We start from the raw sequence: 23589 nt of genomic DNA on the forward strand, positions 1-23589 counted from the left end.
TCGTTGTCGCGCGCGTCGTCGGTGGCAGGCTTGTCCAGGCTGACCGAGTCGGCGTCGTCGTAGTCGTCGGACTCGATCTCCGGGGCGACGTGGCCGGGGTAGGTGGCCGCGGCCTCATCCGTCGGGACGACGCGCATGACGGCCAGCCGGTTCCAGCGGGTGACCACGCCGGTGGCGATCTCGACATCGACGACGTCGGGCGAGCTCGCGTCGATCACGGTTCCGAAGAGACCCGAGGTCAGCTGGACGCGGGTACCGGTGGACACCGAGTTCTGCATCTCCTGCATCTCGGCCACACGCTTCTTCTGCTTCCGCATCGACAGGAACATGAAGCCGGCCAGCAGGGCGAGCAGAAGCGGGAAGAGCAGAGCGTCCATGAGTGCGAGTCAGTCCTTTGGGTATCAGTGGGTACGGCGTGAGCGAGCGGCCTGTCCGGACGAATCCGGGCAGCATCAGCTCAGCTGTGCTCCACACAGTGTGCCACGTGTTGCGCGGAGCTCATCCCCGCAGGTGGTGCCCGTGCGGTCAGAGGTCATCGAACAGCGTCGCCGCGCCGACGTCGCGGGGACGGACGCCGAAGGTGGCGTTCATCGCACCGGCGGGCGGGGTGAGTCCGAGATGATGCCAGGCGGCGGCAGTGGCCACCCGCCCGCGCGGCGTCCGCGCGATCATGCCCGCGCGCACCAAGAACGGCTCGCAGACCTCCTCCACGGTCGCCGGCTCCTCGCCGACGGCCACGGCCAGCGTGGACACCCCGACCGGCCCCCCGCCGAAGGCGCGGATCAGGGCGTCGAGCACGGCTCGGTCCAGACGGTCGAACCCGAGTTCGTCGACGTCGTAGACCGCGAGGGCCGCGCGGGCGACGTCCACGGTGATCGACCCGTCTCCCCTTACCTCGGCGTAGTCGCGGACCCGGCGGAGCAGCCGGTTCGCGATGCGGGGCGTGCCCCGCGACCGGCGCGCGATCTCGCCCGAGGCGTCGCCGCGGAGTTCCATGCCCAGAATCCCGGCCGAGCGGTGCAGCACCCGGACGAGTTCGTCGGGCTCGTAGAACTCCATGTGCGCGGTGAACCCGAACCGGTCGCGCAGCGGGCCGGTCAGCGACCCCGACCGTGTTGTCGCCCCGACCAGCGTGAACGGCGCGACGTCGAGCGGGATCGAGGTCGCTCCCGGGCCCTTGCCGACCACGACGTCGACGCGGAAGTCCTCCATCGCGAGGTACAGCATCTCCTCGGCCGGGCGCGCGATGCGATGGATCTCGTCGATGAACAGCACGTCGCCCTCGACGAGATTCGACAGCATTGCCGCGAGGTCGCCGGCGCGCTCGAGTGCCGGACCAGAGGTCACCCGGATGGCGGCGCCCATCTCCGAAGCGATGATCATGGCCAGCGACGTCTTGCCGAGCCCGGGCGGTCCCGACAGCAGGATGTGGTCGGGGGTGCCACCGCGGCCCTTGGCCCCGTGCAGGACCAGTTCGAGCTGTTCGCAGACCCGCGGCTGGCCGATGAAATCAGCGAGTGACCGGGGACGGAGACCGGCGTCGAGGTCGCGGTCGGAGCGCACCGGCATCGCGCTCACGTCCCGGTCGTCGACGTCGTCCGGATCGCCGCCCATCTACGACGCCTTGCCGAGCAGTGACAGCGAGGAACGCAGCGCGGTGGACGCATCGGCGTCGGGATTCTCGGCGAGTACCGCCGTGACCGCCTTCTCCGCCGGACCGGCGGTGAACCCGAGCCCGACGAGCGCCTCGGCGACCTGCTCGCGAATACCGCCGACGGCGGTCACACCGGTCGACGCCTCGCCCGTGGGCCGGTCCACCTTGTCCCGCAGTTCGACGCACAGCCGTTCGGCCACGCGTTTGCCGATGCCGGGTACCGAGGTCAGTGACTTGGTGTCCGATTCGGCGAGCGCGCGTCGCAACGCATCCGGTTCGAGAACCGCGAGGGTCGCCATCGCGAGTCGCGGGCCGACGCCGGTGACCGTCTGCAGCAGCGCGAACAGCGCACGGGCGTCGGGTTCGGTGAAGCCGTAGAGCGTCATCGAGTCCTCGCGGACGATCATCGAGGTCAGCAGCGTCGCCTCGTCGCCGCGGCGCAGCCGGGACAGCGTCGCGGGCGTCGCCAGCACGCGGTAACCCACTCCCCCGCAATCGATCACGGCGTGGTCGAGCGCGATCTCGAGCACCGGTCCGCGGACTGACGCGATCATGCGCGACTCCCTTCTCGTGCCTGGGCCACCCGCGCGCGGTGCCGCGCCGCGGCCGCGTCGGCCTGCTTCTGTGCGGCTGCCATCCGCTCCATCATGGGTCCGCGCCAGCAGTGACAGATCGCCAGCGCGAGCGCATCTGCGGCGTCGGCGGGACGCGGCTTGGTCTGCATGCCGAGAATCCGGGTGACCATCGCGGTGACCTGAGACTTGTCGGCTCGTCCGCTGCCGGTCACCGCTGCCTTCACCTCCGACGGGGTGTGGAAGCGCACCGGTACGTCGCGCTGGGACGCCGCGAGCGCGATGACGCCGCCGGCCTGCGCGGTCCCCATGGCCGTGGACACCTGGTTCTGCGCGAAGACCCGCTCGATGGCCACCACGTCGGGCTGGTGCACATCGAGCCAGTGACACGCGGAGGTGTAGATCGCGAGCAACCGCTCGGCGAGTTCCATGTCACTCGGGGTGCGCACGACGTCCACGTCGAGGGCGGTCACCGTCCGCCCCCGACCCGACTCGACCAGCGCGATACCGCACCGGGTCAGACCCGGATCGACGCCCATGACGCGCACTCGTACCCTCCCAGGCATCGTGATCTGCGAACAGTTGTTCGAGATCTTATCGGGGAGAGCGGACAAGTCCGGTGATCAACACACCGGGCGGGCGGCGGGGTGTCAGTCGTTCTCGAGTTCGGCGAGGACCTCGTCGCTGATGTCGACGTTGCTGTAGACGTTCTGGACGTCGTCGGAGTCCTCGAGGGCGTCGATCAGCTTGAACACCTTGCGGGCGCCGTCGGCGTCCACCGCGACCTCGACCGACGCCCGGAAGCTGGCCTCGGCGGAGTCGTAGTCGATCCCGGCTTCCTGCAGCGCGCTGCGGACGGCGATGAGATCGCTTGGCTCGCTGACGATCTCGAAGGACTCGCCGAGATCGGTGACCTCTTCGGCGCCCGCGTCGAGCACGGCCATCAGGACGTCGTCCTCGGTCTGTCCGTTCTTCTCCAGCGTCACCACGCCCTTGCGGGTGAACAGGTAGGAGACCGAACCCGGGTCGGCCATGTTGCCACCGTTGCGCGTCATCGCGGTCCGGACCTCGCCGGCCGCACGGTTGCGGTTGTCGGTGAGGCATTCGATGAGCACGGCGACGCCGTTGGGCCCGTAGCCCTCGTACATGATGGTCTGCCAGTCCGCGCCGCCGGCCTCTTCACCACCGCCGCGCTTACGTGCGCGTTCGATGTTGTCGTTGGGGACCGAGGACTTCTTCGCCTTCTGGATCGCGTCGAACAGCGTGGGGTTACCCGCCGGGTCACCGCCGCCGGTCCGCGCCGCCACCTCGATGTTCTTGATGAGCTTGGCGAACATCTTGCCGCGCTTGGCGTCGATGGCCGCCTTCTTGTGCTTGGTGGTGGCCCATTTGGAGTGGCCGCTCATGTCCGTCGATTCCTTTCCCGGCGCCGGCACGTGCGGCGGGCCGTGGCCCGCATCCGGCGCACTCCTACCTGTATCCGGTCGCCCTGTTGGTGGTGCGCCCTGTTGGGTTGTTCCCGGCGTGCCGGGCTCGTGGTCTACCGCTGGTTCGGCACGATCTTACCGACGCACCATCTGCACGAAGTATTCATGTACGCGCCGGTCGCCGGTCACCTCCGGGTGGAACGACGTCGCGAGCACGTTCCCCTGACGCACCGCGACGATCCGCCCGGCCGCCGGGCCGTCGGGAACACGCGCCAGGACCTCGACCTCCGGGGCGACGGACTCGACCCACGGCGCCCGGATGAACACCGCGCGCATCGGCGCGGCGCCCTCGGCGTCGGTGATCCCGGTGAACTCCAGGTCGGTCTCGAAACTCTCCACCTGACGCCCGAATGCGTTGCGCCGCACCGTGACATCGAGGGCGTCCAGATGCCGTGCATCGGGCCGGGTGTCGAGGATGGTGGAGGCGAGCATGATCATGCCCGCGCACGACCCGTACGCCGGGAGGCCGTCGGACAGCTTGTCCACCAGCGGGTCGAACAGGTCGAAGATGCCGAGCAGTTTGCTCATCGTCGTCGATTCACCGCCGGGGATGACGATTCCGTCGATCTCGTCGAGTTCGGCCGGGCGTCGCACCGCCACGGCGTCGGCACCGGCCGCCTCCAGCGCGAAGACGTGCTCGCGCACATCGCCCTGCAGTGCCAGAACCCCGATGCGCGGCCGGTTGCCCTCGCTCACCGATTGGTCCGGGCGTGCTGGTCGTCGGGCATCACGCGGCCGGTGCGCGCCAGCCCCTCCTGGGTGACCGCCGCGACCAGGCGGCCCTGTCGATCGAAGATCCGTCCCTGGGTCAGCGCGCGACCACCGCCCGCCGACGGCGACGTCTGGTCGTAGAGGAGCCAGTCGTCGGCCCGGAAGGGGCGCATGAACCACATCGCGTGGTCGAGGGAGGCGACCTGCGGGTTGGACTCCGGATGGGGCACCCGCGAGGAGCCGAGCAAGGTCATGTCGCTCATGTAGGCGAGCGTGCCGACATGGAAGACGGTGTCGTCGGGCAGACGATGGCGGTAGCGGAACCAGACTCGTTGCTGCGCAGCGAAATACGACGAGGTGACCATCATCTCCGGGGGCACGATGCGCAGATCGAAGTTGCGCCACTCCTTGAACACCGCGCGCTCTTCCTCGGCCAGCTCGTCGAGGCGGTCGGTGAGCTCGTCCGGTTGCGGCGCCGGCGGCATCCGGTCCTGGTGCTCGTAGCCCTGGTCGGTCCGTACATGGAACGACGCAGACATGGTGAAGATCGCCTCACCGTTCTGGATGCCGGTCACCCGCCGGGTGACGAACGACCGTCCGTCGCGGATGCGGTCGACGAGAAACACCGCCGGACGATCCGGGTCACCGGGACGCAGGAAGTAACCGTGGAGGGAATGGACGTCGAACTCGTCGGACACCGTGCGGGTCGCCGACATCAGGGCCTGACCGGCGACCTGGCCGCCGAAGGTGCGCTGAAGGTGACTCGGGAACGCACCGCCGCGGTAGATGTCGGTCTCGATCTGTTCGACCTGGAGTATGTCCTCGATGGCTGCCACGCAGACCAGTATCGCGCACGGCGCCGGTGGGCACTCCCCTGCCCGCCGAAGCGCGGCCGGCGATCAGAGTTCGTCGAGGGTCATGATCCCGTCCTGGATGGCCCTGGCGACCAGCGATGCCTTCGTCGGGGCCGGACGGCCGATCTCGGCGTACTTGGCCCGGATCCGGGTGAGGTGGGTGTTCACCGTACCGAGCGAGATGTAGAGCTCCTGGGCCACAGCAGGTTTGGAGTCGACGAGCATCCAGGTGCGCAGGACCTCGACCTCGCGCGAGGTGAGATTCGGCTTGGCGCGGTCGGCCGTGGCCTCCGCGACCTCGGGGACCTCGGCGAGCGCGGGAACGGCGACCGCACGGTGCAGGTGGGGGTGTCCCGGACGATGGCCCAGGCCGAGCGGCTGACCCGCGCGCGGTGTCTGGATCTGGTGGCCGGGCAACGGCATCCGGCGAGCCGCCAGACGCGCCAGGGCTTCCTTCCGGCGGGCGATGGCCTCCGCGTCACGACGAGCGCTGACCGAGCGCAGGTGCTGGGGGGCCTGATGGGCGATCGCAGTCATGTGTGCTTCCTCTTCACTCATTCAACCGGTGGTCTTCCGGGTTCTCCCGGCGATGAGATGAAGATTATGGGCTGCGGCCCGGGTGGTCGATGGGGAGAACTCCCCTACCCGTGGGGAGAACTACCCACGGTGAAACCGCAGGTCAGCGGCGTGCAGACGCGGCGGCTGACTCAGTCGGCCGCGTTTCGGGCCGCCTCGGCGTCGATGAGGGGGAGATCTTCTCGCGTGACGATGCGTGACGACACCGCGTACTCCACCAGTTTGGTCCGGCGGTTGCTCGCGAGTTTCCCGCCCCCGCCGCGCATTCCGCTCACCCCGAGTTGATCGAGCTTGTCACAGACGTTGTCGAGCTTGCGATTGAACTTGGTCAGCGGCCAGCCCAGCCGGCGCGCCGCCTGCGCCGACGACGGGATGGCACTCGAGCCGGTCCCCTCACGCCGCAGGATCTCCTCGGCCAGCACGATGATCAGCAGCTTCTGACTCTCCGTGAGCGTCGGCACGCCCTGCGTCGTGTGCCCGCCGCTGTATTCCGGACGCGTCACCGACTTCACCTGCGGCGCGCGGGCGAATAGGCTCAGCTCGTAGGTCGTCGGCCCGGCGGTGAACACGATGGTCGTCTTACCGAAGACGAGCGGCATCCGCGCACCGGGGCCCAGGGTCGCCGAGAACCCGACGTCGCCCGCCGAGACGCTCGCCGACAGGTGCGTGCCGAGATTGGTGAGCCACCAGAGCCCGTTCTCGTTGTGTATCACCAAGAATCGGCGATGAAGGTACGGGTTGTCGTCGATGGACAGATCCGCTTCGCGGCCGATGAAGAACCGTCGGTCGGCGTCGAGCGCGATGCGCTCGCCGCAGTATTCGACGTAGGTCGCCCCGGCGTCCAGCGCGGCGCCGCCGGACTCTGCGGGGGATGTCTCGGCCCGGTCCTGACCCGTGGTCATCAGTCCTCCGATCAGCTCGGGTCGGGGGCCGGAGCAGCTCCGGCGGCCTCTCCCTGCGCCGAGTCGTCGAGCGCGGGCATCGTGAGAGTCGGCACCGATTCGTGGACACTCACAACGATGACGGTGACGTTGTCGTGCGCGCCGAGCGCCAGCGCGGCGTCGACGAGCCGCTCGGCCGCCTGCCGGGAGTCCTCCGCATTGCGCAGGATGTCACCGATCTCCTCGTCGGGCAGCTCCCCGGTCAGACCGTCGGTACACAGCAGCAGCACATCCCCCGGGAATGCCGGCGTACTCGAGTAGTCGGCGACCGGGTCGACCATGCCCGCGCCGAGCGCACGCGTGATCACGTTGCGGCGCGGATCGGTTCGGGCCTGCTCGGGCGTGAGGAATCCGGCGTCGATGAATTCCTGGACCTGCGAGTGGTCGGTGGTGAGCTGGTTGAGCGACCCGTTCTGGAAGCGATAGGTCCGCGAGTCGCCGATGTTGAGCACCAGCCAGTGCGGGCTCTGCTCGTGGGTGACGAGCACGATGCCGGTGGCGGTGGTACCCGCGCGTCGCTCGGTCTCGGTGTCGATCTCGCCGATGCGCCGCTGGGCGGCGAGCAACAGATCGTCGAGTTGCAGTTGGGTCGCCTTGAGTTCACCCGCGCTGGTGGCCTCCGACAAGGTGAGCAGTGCGGCCTCGCTGGCCAGTTCGCCGCTGTCGTGCCCGCCCATGCCGTCGGCGAGCAGGTACATCCCCGGCAGCGCGAGCGCCGCGTCCTCGTTCGTCTCCCGGACTCGCCCCACATTGCACGCGGCGGACCACTCGAGCCGCAATTCACCCACGATGTGTGTGCCCGAGACCGAAGCGTCTCGAACGATGGTCGCCGCATCCATGATCAGCAGATACTACCGCCGCGAAGCCCCTGACCCGCCACGCATGTCGACTGTTCGGTCTCCGGCGTGTTGAGACGGGGCGCCGCGGCGGCCGGCGGTCGGTCTGACCACCTACGATCCGGACGAAGCGGTCACCAGCCGCGCTCGGCGAGGCGGTGCGGCTGCGGGATGTCGTCGACGTTGATGCCGACCATCGCCTCGCCCAGGCCGCGCGAGACCTTCGCCAGCACGTCGGGATCGTCGTGGAATGTGGTCGCCTGCACGATCGCTGCGGCCCGCTGTGCCGGGTTGCCCGACTTGAAGATCCCCGAACCGACGAACACACCCTCGGCGCCGAGCTGCATCATCATCGCCGCATCGGCCGGGGTGGCGATCCCGCCGGCGGTGAACAGCGTGACCGGCAGCTTGCCGGCCTCGGCCACCTCGACCACGAGTTCGTAGGGAGCCTGCAACTCCTTTGCCGCGACGTACAGTTCGTCCTTCGGCAACGAGGTCAGACGCCGGATCTCGTCGCGGATCTTGCGCATGTGGGTCGTCGCGTTCGACACGTCGCCGGTGCCGGCCTCGCCCTTCGAGCGGATCATGGCCGCCCCCTCGGTGATCCGGCGCAGGGCCTCACCGAGATTGGTCGCACCGCACACGAACGGCACCGTGAAGGCCCACTTGTCGATGTGGTTGCTGTAGTCGGCCGGGGTCAGGACCTCGGATTCGTCGACGTAGTCCACGCCGAGGCCCTGCAGGATCTGCGCCTCGACGAAATGACCGATGCGGGCCTTGGCCATCACCGGGATCGAGACGGCGGCGATGATGCCGTCGATCATGTCGGGATCGCTCATCCGCGACACCCCGCCCTGGGCACGGATGTCGGCGGGCACCCGCTCCAGAGCCATGACGGCCACCGCGCCGGCATCCTCGGCGATCTTCGCCTGCTCGGGGGTCACGACGTCCATGATCACGCCGCCCTTGAGCATCTCTGCCATGCCGCGCTTGACCCGGGCCGTGCCCTGGCCGACCTCGGGAACGGTCGTGCCGTTGTGACTCACTGAAGATCTCCTCGTGTCGCAGTCCCGACCTGCCGCGTTCGCGGCGGCGGTATGCCCACCAGTCTAGGTGAGGGGCCGATGGCCCCCGACGAGGGATCAGTCCGCCTGGCCTGGGGTGACGCGCTCGATGATCTCGAAGTACTCCGGGGGTGCCGCGTGGCCGCCGAGCCGCAGCCACCGGACAGGCCGGCGTTGCGCGAGGGCCCTGGTGTCGCGAACGGCGTCGTTGTAGAACCGACGCGCCATCATCACCCGCGTCTCGGCGTCGGCGAGTTCGACGACGAGGGCCGCGGACCGACGATTCGGGTCGGTGCGCGCCAGTGCGGCCGACAGCGCGTTCTCGGCGTCCTCACGTGCCGACGGCGCGGCCCGCTCGGCGCGATCGGCCAGCGTGGCGAGCTCGCGCGCCTGAGCGGCGACGCCGTCGTCGACGGACGTGCGGGAGTTCGTGGCGCCGTCGCCGGCGATCATCTCCGCCGACACGGCACGCACGACCACCGCGCGCCGGTCGAGGTTCGATTCGAGCGCCTGGCGGGCGAGATCGACACGGACGTTGAGCCGGTCGAGTCGGTTGGCCGTGTGGTAGGCCCATCCCGCCACGAGCAGCACGGCCACCACGCCGAGAACGATCCAGGTGGCCATCAGTCCGACACCACGACCGGACCGGCTCCCACCGTGACGGTGTCGTAGACCCGGAGGATCTGGTCGGCCACCCGCGACCAGTCGTACTTGTCGGCCCGAATCCGTCCGGCGGCGACGAGATCGGCGCGCGCCTCCGGGTCGGCGAGGAGTTCGACGAGGCCGGCGGCGAGTTGATCGGGGGACCCCGTCTCGACGAGTCGCCCGGCCCGGCCGTCGTCGAGCACTCGCCGGAAGGCGTTCAGGGAGCTGGCGATCACCGCCGCCCCGGCCGCCATCGCCTCGACCAGGACGATGCCGAAGCTCTCGCCGCCGAGGTTGGGTGCGCAGTAGACGTCGGCGGAGGCCAGCGCCCGCGCCTTGGTCGCGTCGTCGACCTGTCCCAGGAACACCAGGTGTTCGGCGAGTGGACCCGCCCGCCGCCGCAGCGCCGCCTGGTTGCCGCCGCCGACGACCAGGATCCGCACGTACGGGAACCTCTCCACGACCGCGGGCAGCGCACGCATGAGCACGTCGATGCCCTTGCGCGGTTCGTCGAAACGGCCGAGGAACAGGATCGTGCCACCCGGGTGCGGATACCCCTCGAGGGGCTCGGCGTCGGCGAAGGACGCGACGTTGATGCCGTTCGGGATCTCGACGGCATCGGAGCCGAGTGACTCCATCTGCCAGCGACGCGCGAGCTCCGAGACGGCGATTTTGCCCGCGATCCGTTCGTGGTATGGCCGCAGGATCCCCTGGAACACGCTCAGCCACAACGATTTCGACGTAGCGGTGTGGAACGTTGTGACGATGGGGCCGGAGGCCACCATCAACGACAGCATCGAGATGCTCGGCGAATTCGGTTCGTGGACGTGCAGGACGTCGAAGCCGTTCTCGGCGACCCACCGGCGCAGTCGCAGGTATCCCTTGGGACTGAAATTCACCCGGGAGACCGAGCCGTTGTACGGGATCGCCAGCGCGGGCCCAGCCCGGACGACGTACTCCGGCAGTTCGGTGTCGCGGCCGGCCGGGGCGAGCACGCTGACCTCGTGGCCCCGGTCGAGGAAGACGTCGGCGAGTTCGGTGACGTGGGCCTGCACACCCCCGGGCACGTCGAACGAGTAAGGGCAGATCATTCCGATTCGCATGGCACTCCCCTGGTCGTCGTCATGTCGGCGTCCCGTCCTGCTCGACGCGACCGCGCTGACGGTCGGTCCAGTCGCTCTCCCAGAGCGGCTGCAGCATGTGCCAGTCCGCCGGATGCGCGGCGATGTTGACCGCGAAGGCGTCGGCGAGGGCCTGAGTGGCGGCTTCGATCCCACCGGAGACGTCGATCTGCTCCCCGCAGCACATCATCGAACGCGGCGCCTCCTCGAACCAATGATGGACGGGCATCAGCGCGGCACCGGTCTCCATCGCCAGCCGTGCGGACCCCGCCGGCATGCGGGTTCGTTCGCCGAAGAAGGTCACCGGCACCCCGTGCCGGGCGATGTCGCGTTCGCCGAGCAGGCACACGATGCCGCCGGCGCGGAGCCGGTCGGCCAGCTGCCCGATCGGGGGTTGCTCGCCGCCGCTCAACGGGAAGATCTCGAAGCCCAGTGATTCCCGGTAGGCGACGAACCGGTTGAACAGTGACTCCGGCTTCAGGCGTTCGGCGACCGTCGCGAACCTGCCGTAGTGGTGGACGAGCCAGACACCGGCCATGTCCCAGTTGCCGGTGTGCGGCAGAGCCAGGATGACGCCCTTACCCCTGGCCAGCGCGGCGTCCAGTCGGGCCCGGTCCTCGTCGGGGAGCGTGACGGTGGACGTGACGGTGGCACGATCCTGCGTCGGCAGGCGGAACGCCTCGCACCAGTACCGGGCGTAGGAGCGCATGGCGTCGGCGACGAGGTCGTCGGGCACCTGCGCGGGTTCCACGCCCAGGACACGGGCCAGGTTGCGGCGCAACTGGTCCGGGCCACCGCCACGACGACCCGCGTAGCTGCCGGCACGGTCGAACAGACCCCGCGCCGCCCGTTCCGGAGCCCAGCGGACGGCGGCCCAGCCGGCCCGGTACCCGAGATCAGCGGCCATCGCGCCGAGATCGGTCATCGCTGTCCCGCGGGCGGGGTCTGACCGTCCGAGCCGGACGAGGGTTCGGCATCGCCGTTCTCGGCTTCTGCGGGCTCGGTGTCTGCGGGTTCCGAGGCGATGGGGATGAGGTCCCGCGCACCCGGCGACTGCGCGATCGACCACATCCGCTGCCCGACGGTGATGACACTGGCGACCGCGAGGAACCACATCGCGACGTGGATGGCCCACCACAGGCCGAGACCCGTGAGACCGGCGCCGACGAGCACGATGATCAACCGGTCGGGCCGCTCGATGAGACCGCCGTCGCCGTACAGGCCGCTCGCCTCCGCGCGGGCCTTGGCATAGGAGATGACCTGGGAGGTCACCAGACAGATGAGGGTCGCGACGAGGAGCAGGTCGTGGGGTTCGGTGACCGCGCACCACCAGGCGAGGCCCGCGAAGATGGCGCCGTCGGCGACGCGGTCACAGGTCGCGTCGAGAACGGCGCCGAATCGCGTGCCACCGCCCCGGGCACGGGCCATCGCGCCGTCGAGCATGTCGAACATCACGAACAGCCAGATGACCAGCGTGCCCCAGAACAGCTCCCCCATCGGGAACAGCGTGAGGGCGGCTGCGACGCCGGCCAGCGTGCCGATCACCGTCACCGAGTCCGGCGTCAGCCCGGTCCGCAGGAGCGCGCGACCCATCGGGAGGGTCACCTTCGAGACCGATGCCCGACCCAGAATGCTCAGCATCGCCGAGTTCCTCCCCCATCTCGCGCCGCGTCGTGGCACAGCGCTTCCCGATCGCTCTCGTCTGACATCGCCTCACCTGATCGCACCGGCACCCGATCGCTCACAGCGGGGTCAGTCGTCCAGCCGTTGCCAGGCGGTGGCCAGCAGTCCGCGGGTGTCCCGGAGCAACTGCGGCATGACCTTCGTCTCGCCGACGATGGTGATGAAGTTCGCGTCGCCCATCCATCGCGGCACGATGTGCTGGTGGAGGTGCTCGGACAACGAACCGCCCGCCGCGTAGCCGAGATTCAGACCCACGTTGAACGCGTTGGGGTTCGACACCGCCTTGATCGTGCGGATCATCCGCTGCGTGAACGCCATCAGTTCCGCGGACTCCGCGGCGGTCAGATCCTCGAGGTCGGCGACCTGCCGGTACGGCACCACCATGGTGTGCCCCGGGTTGTAGGGGTACAGGTTCAACACCGCGTAGACGGTGTCACCACGCGCCACGATGAGACCGTCCTCATCGCTCATGGTCGGGATGTCGAGGAACGGGTGCCCCGTCTTCTCGGCCGGTTGCGGGTCGGCGATGTAGGTCATCCGGTGGGGACTCCACAGCCGTTGCAGGCGATCCGCCACACCGACACCCTCGTCGCGGATCTCGCCGGGCGCCTCACCGAACGCGGCGTCACTCATCGAGCGCTCCCGCCACCACGACCGTCTCCACCTCGCCGAGCGCGGCCTCGACCAACTCCTTGGTGGGCGACTCGTTGCGCCTGCTCCGGACCCACTCGACGATCACCGACACCGCATCGGCGACCGGCACGCCGTTGACCTGCGTGCCGTCGCGGAACCGGAAGCTCACCGCCCCGGCCTCGACGTCGCGTTCGCCGGCGAGCAGCATGAACGGCACCTTGCCGGTGGTGTGGTTGCGGATCTTCTTCTGCATGCGGTCGTCGGAGGCGTCGACCTCGGCGCGGACACCGGCGGCGAGAAGGTCGGCTACCACGTCGTACAGATGTCCCTCGAACGCCTCCGCGACCGGGATGCCGACCACCTGGACCGGTGCGAGCCACGCCGGGAACGCGCCCGCGTAGTGCTCGGTGAGCACGCCGAAGAACCGCTCGATGGAGCCGAACTTCGCCGAGTGGATCATCACCGGCTGCTGCTTGGTGCCGTCGGCGGCGGTGTACTCGAGGTCGAATGCGGCCGGCTGGTTGAAGTCGTACTGGATGGTCGACATCTGCCAGGTACGCCCGATCGCGTCCTTCGCCTGAACCGAGACCTTCGGTCCGTAGTAGGCGGCACCACCCGGGTCGGGCACGAGGTCGAGACCTGATTCGACGCACACCTCTTCGAGGATGGCGGTCGCGGCGGCCCACTGCTCCGCGGAACCGATGAACTTCGGCGAGTCGTCACGGGTGGACAGCTCGAGGTAGAACTCGTCGAGGCCGAAGTCGCGCAGCAACCCGAGGATGAAGTCGAGCAGATGCTTGATCTCGTCCTTGGCCTGTTCCGGCGTCACATAGCTGTGCGAATCGTCCTGGGCGAACCCGCGGACGCGGGTCAGACCGTGCACGACGCCCGACTTCTCGTAGCGGTAGACGTGACCGAACTCGAAGAGCCGCAGCGGCAGTTCACGGTACGACCGTCCGCGCGACCGGAAGATCAGATTGTGCATCGGGCAGTTCATTGCCTTGAGGTAGTAGTCCTGCCCCTGGCGGGTGATCTCCCCTGCCTCGTTGCGTTCCTCGTCGACGTGGATCGGCGGGAACATGCCGTCGGCGTAGTACGGCAGATGGCCCGACAGGTGGAACAGATGTTCCTTCGAGATGTGCGGGGTGCCGACGTACTGGAAGCCGTTCTCGATGTGCTTCGCGCGGACGTAGTCCTCCATCTCGCGCTTGATGATGCCGCCCTTCGGGTGGAAGACCGGGAGTCCCGAGCCGAGCTCGTCGGGGAAGCTGAACAGGTCGAGTTCGGCGCCGAGCTTGCGGTGATCGCGCTTCTCGGCCTCCGCGAGCATCTCCAGGTGTGCGTCCAGCGCCTCCGACGATTCCCACGCGGTGCCGTAGACGCGCTGCAGACCGGCGTTGGCCTGATCGCCGCGCCAGTACGCCGCCGAGCTGCGGGTCAGCTTGAAGGCCGCGATGTACTTGGTGGTCGGGACGTGCGGTCCGCGGCACAGGTCGCACCAGATGCGTTCTCCGGTGCGCGGATTGAGGTTGTCGTAGACCGACAGTTCCCCGCCGCCGACCTCCATCACCTCGGCGTCGTCGGCCGCGCCCTTGTCGTCGATGAGTTCGAGTTTGAACGGCTCGCCGGCCAGTTCGGCGCGGGCCTCGTCCTTCGACTCGTACACCCGCCGCGAGAACCGCTGACCCGACTTGATGATCTGCTTCATCTTCTTCTCGAGGGCGGTGATGTCCTCGGGGGTGAAGGGTTCGGCGACGTCGAAGTCGTAGTAGAAGCCGTCCTTGATCGGCGGGCCGATCCCGAGCTTGGCCTCGGGGAACAGCTCCTGGACCGCCTGCGCGAGAACGTGTGCGGTGGAGTGCCGGATCACGCTGCGGCCGGCCTCGGTGTTCGCGGCGACCGGTTCGACATCGGTGTCGGCGTCGGGTGCCCACGACAGGTCGCGGAGGTCCCCGCCCGCGTCACGGACGACGACGATGGCCTCCGGGCCCTTGTTGGGCAGCTCGGCCTCGCGCAGTGCGGTGCCCGCGGTCGTCCCAGCCGGCACACGGATCGTGGCGGGGCTGGTCACCTGGACGTCGTCGGGCACGGGGGCGCTCCTCGGGTTGGGGCGGACACGCGAAGACGCGTCCGGGTCGGACGTTTGCGACTCTGATGGTATCCGCGACGGGTCGTCGTGGAGTGCACCCCTACCTTGCGGCGTCGGAGATCAGCCGAAGATCGGACTCGCCAGCCAGCCGTAGTCGAGGCCGACCCACCCGGCGACGGTGTTGAGCGCGCCGAGAACCCACAGGGTGGCGATGACGATGGCACAGGTTGCGAGCCAGAAGACGGCCTGTACCGACCAGTGTTGCCGACCGATCCAGTCCATCCAGGCGTCGTATTTCGCCCGCGCGAACTTCAGCAACCGGTGCGCCCAGTCGAACTCGGACGCCAGGATGCCCAGTCCGAGGAACACGATGAGCCAGCCCGGGCCCGGGTACGGGATCGCGACGATTCCGCACAGCAGGACGATCGTGCCGATGGTCCCGACCGCGATGCGGTACATGCCGTGCCACTTCGGGTTGCTTCGCACGACGTAGCGACGATGGCGTGCGCGGATGCGCAGGCGATGCCGGAGAGACCCGCGGTCCGCGTCGGCCGACGTCCGCGCGCCGCTCGGTGTGGACGTCTCGTTCACTCCGGACTCGCTCGCCCCCGGTGTCGGCATCGTCTCCCACCTCGTTCATTCGGCCCGCTGCGCACTTCGGCCCGGTGTCCGTCTCAGCCTGGAAAGTGACGTCCAGGCTACGCGATGCAGGTGTGGGCCTCCGGCGTCGGCAGGGTGGTCGAGCGGCGCCGTCGCCTCCGCCGCGCGCCGTCGATCAGAGTCGCGGACACGGTGACCGCGAGAAGCAGCGGATAGCAGCCCGAGTACAGCACGACGAGCAGATCGCCCACGACGGAGTCGTCACCGTCTCGCGGCATCATGAAAAGCCCCAACGCCATTGCATGGTCGGAGGTCAGGTATGGCCCGCTGTCCCACCAGTGCCGCCACCAGGTGAACGTCAGCGCCGCCACGCCGGCCGGCGCGAGCCAATACCACCACGAGCGAGCCGTACTCCCCTGCCGCATCGCCAGATCCAGCGCGACGACGAACAGCGGCACGCACCAGACCCAGTGGTGTCCCCACGCGAAGGGTGAGACCGCACACATCGTCATCCCGACGATCGTGGCCGCGAGGACGTCGCGACCGTCGCGGTGGGCAACCACCGCGGCGAGCAGTCCGAGCGCGGCGACGACCAGCGCGAGCGGGAGCCACAGCCACGTCGGCGCGACGAAGACGGGCCCGCCGGGTGCGGGCTCGGCGAACCGCCCGATGTCGAAGTTGGACAGCATCTGTGACACGAATCCGCGCACCGACTGATTGGCCGGCGAGTCGGCCCGGCCGATGCGTTCGGTGTCCGTGAGGTGGCGGGTCCAGTAGGTCCACGAGTCGGCGGGGACGGCGAGGAATCCGATCATCACGGTCGCCGCGAACGTCGCCAGCGCCGTGGCTGCCGCGCGCCACTGGCGGGTCACCAACAGGTAGACGACGGCGAACAGCGGTGTCAGTTTGATCCCGGCCGCGATGCCGATGGCGACTCCGCGCCACCGCGAGGTCGTCGAGAGGAACACCAGGTCGACGAGGATCAGGGTCATCACCAGGAGGTTGACCTGTCCGAGCCAGATGGTGGTTCGGATGGGTTCGAGGGCGGTCGACGAGATCGCGAGCAAGGCGGCAAACATGATCAGGCGACCGTCCGGCCGGTAGCGCAGGCTCCGAAGGCACATCCCGATCACGCCGGTGAGCGCGGCGAAACCGATTGTCCACCAGACGATGTTGGCGACGGCCTCGGTGAGCAGAGCCAGCGGGACGAACACGACCGCGGCGAACGGCGGATAGGTGAAGTGCAGACGCCACAGGACGGGTGCGTCGTACAGCGGACCCGCGTCGAGCACGGTGGCCGCGCCCGCGCGATAGACGCGGGCATCAGTGGCGTTCTCGAAGAGCCCGTAGAACGGGTTGGTGATCGGGAACGCCGCGATGTGCCAGGCGACCACCCCGACCGCGACGACGGCCGCCACGACGATCGCCGCCGTCGAGATCCGTGCGGGCACAGGACGAGACGACTCCGGCAGATTGACGGCAGTCTTCGCGGCCACGCGGCGAGCGTACGCCCTGTCTGTGAGCTGCATCACGCGCAACGCCGTGGGGCGTGGTCGGTTGTTCGGTGGACAGCCGGATCGCGACAGTCCGTGCCGGACTACCGTTGACCTCGGTGGGTGACGAGATCACCTTGGGGACGACACCATGTCATCACTACGAGCAACCCTCGGAGTCGTACTGGTCATCGCGGCATCATCGACGCTGACCGTCGCATGCGTCGGGGAAGGCATCGAGCCGGTCGCGATGACGCGCGACACCTCGTCGAGCACCGCCGACGGTCCGGTTCCACCGATCCACATCGCACTCGAGACCCCGTCCGAGGTCGTGCGCCCGCGGCTCGACCCCTGGCCACTCCCCGACGACTCTGCGCTACGACCCGACCAGCGGCGAGTGGTCGACATACTCATCGATCTCTCGACCGGGAACGACGGTGAGGAGCTCGCCCAGCGGTCGACCTGCCGCGTTCTCGACGGCATCCAGTCACCGCCGGCCGACGCGCCGGCCTGGCAGGCGCGCATCGTCGCCACGGTGACGATGCGACACGGTTACGCGCTCCTCGCCGCGCCGCAGCGGCGGTCTGCGGACGCCGCGGTCGTCGTGCTGGCCCGGGCTCTCGACGACGTCGATGCGGTTGCGGGACAGCCATACCGGCCGGTGTTCGTTCAGGGGTGCGGTCCGTACTGACGCAGACCGGGGATGCCGAACAGACGAAACGCTGGTGCAGCGCCTACCACTGCCATCGCAAACCGGCGCTGTTTGACTGTCGGCACGTGGCGATGCCGTCGGTTTGGTACACCATCGCGCGAGCACCGAGCTTCGGGCAGGGTGTGCCGAGTCGAACCTTGGGTGCGCGCGAGACCGCATGGCTGCGCCAGATGCCGTCGCCTTCTGGAGAGCAGTAGAGCTTGCCATCGGCGGAGTCCAGGCCGTACTCGTGCACGAAGCAAGGTCCGCCTTCGCGTTGGGCCGAAGTGGATTCCTCGTAGCGATGGGCGTGACGTGGGCATAGGTCTTGGGCTGCGTAGACCAGGAACAGTCGCTGCGTGTGCGCGGGCTGGTAGCTGCCGTCAGGGTTGTAGAAAATCCGCTCGGCAACCTGAGTGTCGCGGTATCGGTCCATGACGCCGCAGGCTCGGTAGCCTCCCGCCACCATCTCCGCGTCAGTGGTGTACCGACTGTTCGGCCAGGCAGCAGTGGGCAGCGTCCGCGCCTTGTTGACGAAGGCCTGTTCGGCAACCGTGATGGCTGATGCCTGCCCGACACCCACGAGCAGTCCCGCGACCAGAGCGAACGTGGCCAGGATTCCGATGATGAGTCGCTTCATTCGCAAAGCTCCTTGTGCGCGGCGTCGACGACGATGGCGGAGTTCTTCTTGCTGAGGAACAGCCCATCCGCTGTGTACATCTGGTGGGCGATGGAAGACGGTGAACGGCCGATGTCCAACTGATCGCACACCCAATAGCCGGTATGAAGAGCATCGTCGGCTGTGGTGAATCGTCTGCTGCAACCGCTGGTGTCGTCGTCGCGATAGTCGAAGCACGACGTCGCTCCAGGAGTTGTCGTGTAGATCCCGCGCGACTCCAGAACAGCGAGGTAGTCGCCGGGCGCTGCCGAGGCGTCACCGGCACCGAGCGCGATGACGGCGGCCGACGCGAGCACTGCAAGTCCGCCGAGCCAGTCACAGCGTCTGGTCATGTCACTCTCCAAGCGTCCGACTGCAGCTGTGAGCACTCATCGCCACATCTGCCGCCGCATCGTATACATTGCATGACGGCAAAACCGGAGGTAGATGCGTTGTTCATCCGATCGACCGAACCCCGGGTTCCGGCGAGACGAGCGGGTGAGGTCGAACGAAAAAAGGCCCCGCCGATGTCGGCGGGGCTTGTGGGACTGTGGTGGTCCCGGCTGGGATCGAACCAGCGACCTTCCCGGTGTGAACGGGACGCTCTTCCACTGAGCCACGGGACCGTGTCGGGCGCCTTCGGTCAGTGCCGGGGGCGCCTGTGCACGAGGCAGAAGATTACACGGGTTGCGCAGAAGTCCCAAATCACCGCGGTGGGCCACGTCACAAGCGCCCCTACACGGCACGGGAGCGAATCACACGCTGGGGATTCACTCGCGGCCACGCCCCTGACCAGGCGATTTGGATAGTTCGGAAACCATCGCGTAAGTTTCTCTTCGCACCGCGAGCAGCACGATCCACAAGATCGCTCGTGGGCATGCGGATGTAGCGCAGCTGGTAGCGCATCACCTTGCCAAGGTGAGGGTCGCGGGTTCGAATCCCGTCATCCGCTCGGCGCGAGTCGACTCGCATCTGGTGGTGTGGCCGAGTGGTGAGGCAACGGCCTGCAAAGCCGTGTACACGGGTTCGATTCCCGTCGCCACCTCCACCGCTGCACAATTTTATACCCGCGCGATTAGCTCAGTGGGAGAGCGCTTCCCTGACACGGAAGAGGTCACAAGTTCAATCCTTGTATCGCGCACCACGACAAAACCCCCGGATCGCTCCGGGGGTTTTTCGTTGGCTCATCGGCCTTTCAGTTGCCCGCCGACCACTCGCCGACGATTTCCCCCAAAGACGCCGCCGACGGCGCGGAGGGAGCCGGCAACACGGTCCGCGAGAACCGCGGTGCCGGTGCGGGGGCGATTGCGTCGTCGACGCGCACGAAAGAACCGCGTTGCACCGCGACCGGGTCTGCGGCGGCCTCGTCGAAGTCGAGAACCGGTGTCACGCAGGCGTCCACACCGTCGAACACACTCCCCCACTCGTCGCGCGTACGCGACCCGAAGCGGGCTTGCAGTGCCGCGCTGATCACCGGCCACGCGGCACGGTCCCACCGGTCGGGCAGGTCGCCGATGCCGAGGGTGTCGATCAGGTTCCGCCAGAACTTCTCCTCGAGCGCGCCAACGGCGACGAACTTGTCGTCGGCGCACCGGTACGTCGCGTAGAACGGCGCCGAGCCGTCGAGCAGATTGCCCTGGTCCCGAGAACCCCAGCGTCCGGCGGCCTTCCACGACCACTGCAGCGCGCCGAGCAGTCCGGCACCGTCGACCATGGCGGCATCGATGACCTGGCCCCGGCCGGTCCGCGCGCGGTCGTGCAGAGCGGCCAGCACGCCGACGACGAGCAGCATCGATCCCCCGCCGAAGTCGCCGACGAGCGAGAGCGGTGGCACCGGCGGGGCGCCGGCCGGACCCATCGCCTCGAGCACGCCGGTGACCGCCAGGTAGTTGATGTCATGTCCGGCGCTCGCGGCACGATCCCCGTCCTGACCCCACCCGGTCATGCGCGCGTAGATGAGTTGCGGTGCGTCGGAGCAGATCTCGGGACCCAGGCCGAGGCGTTCCATCACGCCCGGACGGAAGCCCTCCACGACGATGTCGGCGCGCCGGATCAGCTCTCGGATGCGGGCCACGTCGTCGGGGTCCTTGACGTCGGCGTCGACCGTGCGTCGCGACCGGTACAGACCGGCGTCGGCATCCGGGATACCGTCGGGCCCGGGCAGATCGGGGCCGGGCCGCCGGATCCGGATGACGTCGGCGCCGAGGTCGGCGAGCAGCATGCAGGCGTGCGGGGTCGGCCCGAGTCCGGGCATCTCGACCACCCGCACGCCGGCGAGTGGTCCGCTCACGACGTCGGACTATGGTGGAGAACGCCACCGATAGTGAAGTCGACGTAGTCGCGGACCAACTGGTCGACATCGTGAGAGTCGTTCAGCCACCAGCTGATCCCGTTCATCAGGTCCAGCACCGCGATCGCCGACTGGTGTGGGTCGCGGACCTCGAACAGCCCCAGTCGGGCGCCGGCGGCGATCACATCGCGAATTCGACGCTGGTAGTACTTCCGATAGTCGGTGACCACCCGTCGGTGCTCGGGTGTCAGCGCCGACAATTCCCGAAGGGCGACAAGGTGTTCCACCCGGTGTCGCGCCAACCGCCGGACATGCGCCTCGATCAGGTTGGTCAACCGCTCGACGGGACCGCCTTCGCCGTCGAGCAGCAACAGGTCCTGCTGCGGATCCTCGGTCATCCGCAGGGCGATCGCGTAGAGGATCTCCTCCTTGGACTGGAAGTGGTTGTAGAGGCTCGCGCCCCGCATGCCGACCGCCTGCGCGATGTCACGCATCCCGGCGTTGGAGTATCCGTGTTCGGCGAAGTATCCCGCGGCGGCCTCGACGATCTCGTCGCGGCGCCGGCGTGGCCGTCGATCTGTTCGCTGCCGCTGATCGTCGGCTGCCGAAACGGCGTCGTCCTCAGCCCTGACCGGTTCCATAGGCCTTCCTCAACTCGCGCTTGAGCAGTTTGCCCTGGGCGTCGGTCGGCAGTGCGTCGACGACGTGGACCTCTTTGGGCACCTTGTACTTTGCCAGGTCGGTGCGGCAGTACTCACGGATGTCGTCGCCGTTCACCTCCGCACCCGCGCGCAGGACCACGAAGCCGGTGACGGCCTCCGACCAATAAGGGTCCGGAAGCCCCACGACGGCGGCGCGCTCGACGTCGGGGTGCGCCTGCAGGACACGCTCGACCTCTTGCGATGCGACGTTGAACCCGCCGGTCTTGATCATGTCCTTGCGCCGGTCGCGGAAGAACAGGTTGCCCTCCGCATCGATGCGGACGATGTCACCGGTGTGCACCCAGCCACCCTCGAAGACCTGCGCGGTGCGCTCGGGGTCCTTGTGGTAGCCGAGCATGACCGACGGTGTGCGGCAGAGGAGTTCGCCCTCTTCGGCGTCGTTGCCGTCGGCGTCGACGACCCGGACCTCCAGGTGCCCGACCGGTTTGCCGATCCAGGTCGGGTCCTGGTCCGGCACGTCCTCGAGCCGCCGGAACCAGCCGACGGAGCCGAGCTGGGTGAGTTCGGACTGTCCCCAGTAGGTACCCCAGACCGATTCCGGGGTCGCCGCGGCCCACGCGTCGACCGCGTGCGGCGACACCTGACCGCCGTAGGTCAGGCAGCGGCGCACCGAACCGACGGTGTCGGCCCCGAAGTCGGGGTGGTTGGCGAGCGCGATGAAGAAGGTCGGCGTCTGGGCCAGCACCGAGATCTTCTCGTCGCGGATCATCCGCAACGCCGTCGCCGGGTCGACCGCGGCGGGCAGCACCAGGGTGGCGCCCAGCAGCGTCAACGAGGTCAGCGAGCCGATCCCGGCGATCGTGTGGAACGGCATCACGTAGAGCCACACGTCGTCGTTGCGGCAGCGCAGCCCCCACGTGTACGCCGGCGAGGTGGAGATGAGGTAGTTCCGATGGGCGATCTCGACGCCCTTCGGCGTCGACTCGGTGCCACTGGTGTAGACGATCATCGCGAGGTCGTGTTCGTCGACCTCGCAGTCGGGTTCGGAATCGTCAGCCGCCGCGACGGACTCGTCGAACGAGTTCCACGAGTTCGCCTCGTCGTCGCCGACGACGAGAACCGAGATACCCAGACCGTCCGCGATGGGGCCGGCCAACGCGGACAGCGGCTGCTCGACGACGAGCACCGCCGGTTCCAGGTGCCGGAGCTGCTGGGCGACCTCGCCCTCCCGGAACATGGGACTGACGCCGGAATACGCGGCACCGACCTTGAGGGCGCCGTAGTAGGTGGCGACCGTCTCGACCCGGTTACGACTCATCACCGCAACGCGATCCCCGCGCCCGACGCCGAGGTCGAGCAGCACATGGGCGACCCGGTTGGCCATCGTGTTCAGCTCCGCGTACGACGTCGATGTGCGGCCGCCCTGCGCGTCGTAGGCCACGATCGCCGGTGTCGAACCCTGGGACCGGGCCAGGCGACGCAGCTGGTCACCGATCGTGGCCCGGCCCAGCATCGAGGTCTGTGCGGGAGAGAGAGTGCGCGTCGAGGGGTTCACGGCGGGGGCGCTCACGCGAACATCCGGTTGTCGAAGCGGTCGAGGAAGGCGATCTCCTCGACCGGAGTCCGGGACAGCTTGCGCGGGAAGTCGTCACGCGGATAACCGACGGCGATGTGGGCTGCGGTGAGATAACCCTCGGGGATGCCGAGGAGGTCCTTCACCTCGTTCTCGGCCGCGCACAGCAGGGTCGTCAGCGCAGTGGCCACGCCTTGCTGGCGAAGCGCGAGGGTGAGGTTCTGGACGCTCGGGTAGATCGACGCACCGCCGACGACGCTCAGCCTGCCGAGCTCGTGGTCGGTCGGGTGCAGTCCCTCGATCTCGGCGCACACCACGATCAGGGCGGGCACCTCGGCGAGGTGGTGCGCAAAATAGTTGGCGCTCTCCACGGTCTTGGGGATGGCGCCGACCTTCTTCGACCCCTCGACGACTGCGGCGTAGTAGCCCTCCCAGAACGGCAGGTACAGGTCGGCGAGAGCCTTCTTGGTCACCTCGTCGCGGACGACGACCCAACGGACGGGTTGGCGGTTGCCGCCCTGCGGGCCGAATCGCGCGTCGTCGAACGCCCGGTACAGCACCTCGTCCTCCACCGGACGGTCGCTGAAGTAGCGGCAGGTGCCCGTCGTGCGCATTGCCTCGCTGAGATCCATGTCAATCCTCCGTGCTCACTAACCGTTGTTAGTATGACTGAGGACACAGTGACACAGCCGGCTTTGGTCGTCAAGAGCCGTCAGACGGAGTTGAAGGCGGTGTTGACGTCGCACTACTAACAGT

General features: G+C 68.3%; 26 protein-coding genes and 4 tRNA genes. 4 read left to right on the forward strand and 26 right to left on the reverse strand.

All coding sequences use genetic code 11. The features are described 5' to 3' along the window. From yajC to M4D77_RS12715, 19 genes are all read right to left on the reverse strand, one after another. On the reverse strand, nucleotides 1–377 hold a 377-nt coding region (yajC, locus tag M4D77_RS12625; RefSeq protein WP_259936360.1), incomplete at its 3' end, for a preprotein translocase subunit YajC. Nucleotides 378–525: 148 nt separating this feature from the next. Beyond that, entirely contained in the window at nucleotides 526–1614 is a 1089-nt protein-coding gene (gene ruvB / locus M4D77_RS12630) for a Holliday junction branch migration DNA helicase RuvB (protein ID WP_226513204.1), read from the reverse strand. Beyond that, nucleotides 1615–2208 (reverse strand): Holliday junction branch migration protein RuvA, encoded by a 594-nt coding sequence (gene ruvA, locus M4D77_RS12635; RefSeq protein ID WP_226513203.1) that lies wholly within the window; start codon nucleotides 2206–2208, stop codon nucleotides 1615–1617. Then, nucleotides 2205–2774, reverse strand: a complete 570-nt coding sequence (gene ruvC, locus M4D77_RS12640; RefSeq protein ID WP_058250269.1) for a crossover junction endodeoxyribonuclease RuvC — start codon at nucleotides 2772–2774, stop codon at nucleotides 2205–2207. Before ruvC ends, ruvA begins: the two co-directional genes overlap by 4 nt. A 102-nt stretch (nucleotides 2775–2876) precedes the next feature. After that, nucleotides 2877–3632 (reverse strand): YebC/PmpR family DNA-binding transcriptional regulator, encoded by a 756-nt coding sequence (locus tag M4D77_RS12645; protein ID WP_058250268.1) that lies wholly within the window; start codon nucleotides 3630–3632, stop codon nucleotides 2877–2879. A gap of 156 nt (nucleotides 3633–3788) precedes the next feature. Then, nucleotides 3789–4409: a pyridoxal 5'-phosphate synthase glutaminase subunit PdxT gene (gene pdxT, locus M4D77_RS12650; protein WP_226513202.1), complete on the reverse strand. Its 621-nt coding sequence runs from the start codon at nucleotides 4407–4409 to the stop codon at nucleotides 3789–3791. Beyond that, complete coding sequence (locus tag M4D77_RS12655; protein ID WP_226513201.1) at nucleotides 4406–5260, reverse strand: acyl-CoA thioesterase II; 855 nt, start codon at nucleotides 5258–5260, stop codon at nucleotides 4406–4408. Before M4D77_RS12655 ends, pdxT begins: the two co-directional genes overlap by 4 nt. Before the next feature lie 63 nt (nucleotides 5261–5323). Next, nucleotides 5324–5815 (reverse strand): LuxR C-terminal-related transcriptional regulator, encoded by a 492-nt coding sequence (locus M4D77_RS12660; protein WP_226513200.1) that lies wholly within the window; start codon nucleotides 5813–5815, stop codon nucleotides 5324–5326. A 170-nt stretch (nucleotides 5816–5985) separates the two neighbouring features. Next, a complete protein-coding gene (locus M4D77_RS12665) occupies nucleotides 5986–6756 on the reverse strand; it encodes an FHA domain-containing protein (protein ID WP_226513199.1) in 771 nt (256 codons plus the stop codon). 11 nt (nucleotides 6757–6767) lie between these two features. Continuing rightward, nucleotides 6768–7634: a PP2C family serine/threonine-protein phosphatase gene (locus M4D77_RS12670; protein ID WP_058250263.1), complete on the reverse strand. Its 867-nt coding sequence runs from the start codon at nucleotides 7632–7634 to the stop codon at nucleotides 6768–6770. Nucleotides 7635–7765: 131 nt separating this feature from the next. Next, nucleotides 7766–8677 carry a pyridoxal 5'-phosphate synthase lyase subunit PdxS gene (pdxS, locus tag M4D77_RS12675; protein ID WP_226513198.1) on the reverse strand — a complete coding sequence of 304 codons (912 nt, stop codon included), beginning with the start codon at nucleotides 8675–8677 and terminating at the stop codon, nucleotides 7766–7768. 96 nt (nucleotides 8678–8773) lie between these two features. Then, complete coding sequence (locus tag M4D77_RS12680; RefSeq protein ID WP_226513197.1) at nucleotides 8774–9319, reverse strand: LemA family protein; 546 nt, start codon at nucleotides 9317–9319, stop codon at nucleotides 8774–8776. Continuing rightward, complete coding sequence (locus M4D77_RS12685; RefSeq protein ID WP_226513196.1) at nucleotides 9319–10443, reverse strand: glycosyltransferase family 4 protein; 1125 nt, start codon at nucleotides 10441–10443, stop codon at nucleotides 9319–9321. Before M4D77_RS12685 ends, M4D77_RS12680 begins: the two co-directional genes overlap by 1 nt. Nucleotides 10444–10462: 19 nt before the next feature. After that, nucleotides 10463–11386: a phosphatidylinositol mannoside acyltransferase gene (locus M4D77_RS12690; RefSeq protein WP_226513195.1), complete on the reverse strand. Its 924-nt coding sequence runs from the start codon at nucleotides 11384–11386 to the stop codon at nucleotides 10463–10465. Then, nucleotides 11383–12102, reverse strand: coding sequence for a phosphatidylinositol phosphate synthase (gene pgsA, locus M4D77_RS12695; RefSeq protein WP_068971774.1), 720 nt, complete (start codon nucleotides 12100–12102; stop codon nucleotides 11383–11385). Before pgsA ends, M4D77_RS12690 begins: the two co-directional genes overlap by 4 nt. Before the next feature lie 111 nt (nucleotides 12103–12213). Beyond that, nucleotides 12214–12777 carry an HIT domain-containing protein gene (locus tag M4D77_RS12700; RefSeq protein ID WP_058250257.1) on the reverse strand — a complete coding sequence of 188 codons (564 nt, stop codon included), beginning with the start codon at nucleotides 12775–12777 and terminating at the stop codon, nucleotides 12214–12216. Beyond that, on the reverse strand, nucleotides 12770–14866 hold the full coding sequence (gene thrS / locus M4D77_RS12705) for a threonine--tRNA ligase (protein ID WP_226513194.1): 2097 nt from the start codon (nucleotides 14864–14866) through the stop codon (nucleotides 12770–12772). The genes M4D77_RS12700 and thrS overlap by 8 nt, the downstream gene beginning before the upstream one ends. A 120-nt stretch (nucleotides 14867–14986) precedes the next feature. Then, nucleotides 14987–15487 (reverse strand): TIGR02611 family protein, encoded by a 501-nt coding sequence (locus tag M4D77_RS12710; protein WP_083207463.1) that lies wholly within the window; start codon nucleotides 15485–15487, stop codon nucleotides 14987–14989. Nucleotides 15488–15564: 77 nt separating this feature from the next. Then, a complete protein-coding gene (locus M4D77_RS12715) occupies nucleotides 15565–16962 on the reverse strand; it encodes a glycosyltransferase 87 family protein (protein ID WP_226513193.1) in 1398 nt (465 codons plus the stop codon). A gap of 148 nt (nucleotides 16963–17110) precedes the next feature. Between M4D77_RS12715 and M4D77_RS12720 the strand changes: the two genes are divergently transcribed. Next, nucleotides 17111–17650 carry a hypothetical protein gene (locus M4D77_RS12720; protein WP_226513192.1) on the forward strand — a complete coding sequence of 180 codons (540 nt, stop codon included), beginning with the start codon at nucleotides 17111–17113 and terminating at the stop codon, nucleotides 17648–17650. A 43-nt stretch (nucleotides 17651–17693) separates the two neighbouring features. Here M4D77_RS12720 and M4D77_RS12725 read toward each other — a convergent pair whose 3' ends face one another. The 3 genes from M4D77_RS12725 to M4D77_RS12735 all read right to left on the reverse strand — a co-directional run bounded on the left by M4D77_RS12725 (nucleotide 17694) and on the right by M4D77_RS12735 (nucleotide 18934). After that, the gene (locus M4D77_RS12725; RefSeq protein ID WP_238995070.1) at nucleotides 17694–18290 is read right to left on the reverse strand and encodes a hypothetical protein; all 597 of its coding nucleotides are present in this window, start codon (nucleotides 18288–18290) and stop codon (nucleotides 17694–17696) included. Beyond that, nucleotides 18287–18661, reverse strand: coding sequence for a DUF732 domain-containing protein (locus M4D77_RS12730; RefSeq protein WP_159370707.1), 375 nt, complete (start codon nucleotides 18659–18661; stop codon nucleotides 18287–18289). The genes M4D77_RS12725 and M4D77_RS12730 overlap by 4 nt, the downstream gene beginning before the upstream one ends. A gap of 198 nt (nucleotides 18662–18859) precedes the next feature. Next, a tRNA-Val gene (locus M4D77_RS12735) sits at nucleotides 18860–18934 on the reverse strand. Between the two features lie 253 nt (nucleotides 18935–19187). Between M4D77_RS12735 and M4D77_RS12740 the strand changes: the two genes are divergently transcribed. From M4D77_RS12740 to M4D77_RS12750, 3 genes are all read left to right on the forward strand, one after another. Next, nucleotides 19188–19260, forward strand: a tRNA-Gly gene (locus M4D77_RS12740). A 22-nt stretch (nucleotides 19261–19282) separates the two neighbouring features. Then, nucleotides 19283–19356: transfer RNA gene (locus tag M4D77_RS12745), tRNA-Cys, on the forward strand. A 21-nt stretch (nucleotides 19357–19377) separates the two neighbouring features. Beyond that, a tRNA-Val gene (locus M4D77_RS12750) sits at nucleotides 19378–19452 on the forward strand. A 51-nt stretch (nucleotides 19453–19503) separates the two neighbouring features. Here M4D77_RS12750 and M4D77_RS12755 read toward each other — a convergent pair. The 4 genes from M4D77_RS12755 to M4D77_RS12770 are packed head-to-tail and all read right to left on the reverse strand — an operon-like array spanning nucleotide 19504 to nucleotide 23465. Then, nucleotides 19504–20598, reverse strand: a complete 1095-nt coding sequence (locus M4D77_RS12755) for a CaiB/BaiF CoA-transferase family protein (protein ID WP_159370706.1) — start codon at nucleotides 20596–20598, stop codon at nucleotides 19504–19506. Further along, nucleotides 20595–21239: a TetR/AcrR family transcriptional regulator gene (locus M4D77_RS12760; RefSeq protein ID WP_159370705.1), complete on the reverse strand. Its 645-nt coding sequence runs from the start codon at nucleotides 21237–21239 to the stop codon at nucleotides 20595–20597. Before M4D77_RS12760 ends, M4D77_RS12755 begins: the two co-directional genes overlap by 4 nt. After that, the gene (locus M4D77_RS12765) at nucleotides 21220–22830 is read right to left on the reverse strand and encodes a class I adenylate-forming enzyme family protein (RefSeq protein WP_159370704.1); all 1611 of its coding nucleotides are present in this window, start codon (nucleotides 22828–22830) and stop codon (nucleotides 21220–21222) included. Before M4D77_RS12765 ends, M4D77_RS12760 begins: the two co-directional genes overlap by 20 nt. Further along, nucleotides 22827–23465: a nitroreductase family protein gene (locus M4D77_RS12770; protein ID WP_259936361.1), complete on the reverse strand. Its 639-nt coding sequence runs from the start codon at nucleotides 23463–23465 to the stop codon at nucleotides 22827–22829. Before M4D77_RS12770 ends, M4D77_RS12765 begins: the two co-directional genes overlap by 4 nt. Between the last annotated feature and the right edge of the window lie 124 nt (nucleotides 23466–23589).

This window comes from Gordonia sp. p3-SID1431 (genome assembly GCF_025143765.1).
GTDB lineage: Bacteria > Actinomycetota > Actinomycetes > Mycobacteriales > Mycobacteriaceae > Gordonia > Gordonia hongkongensis.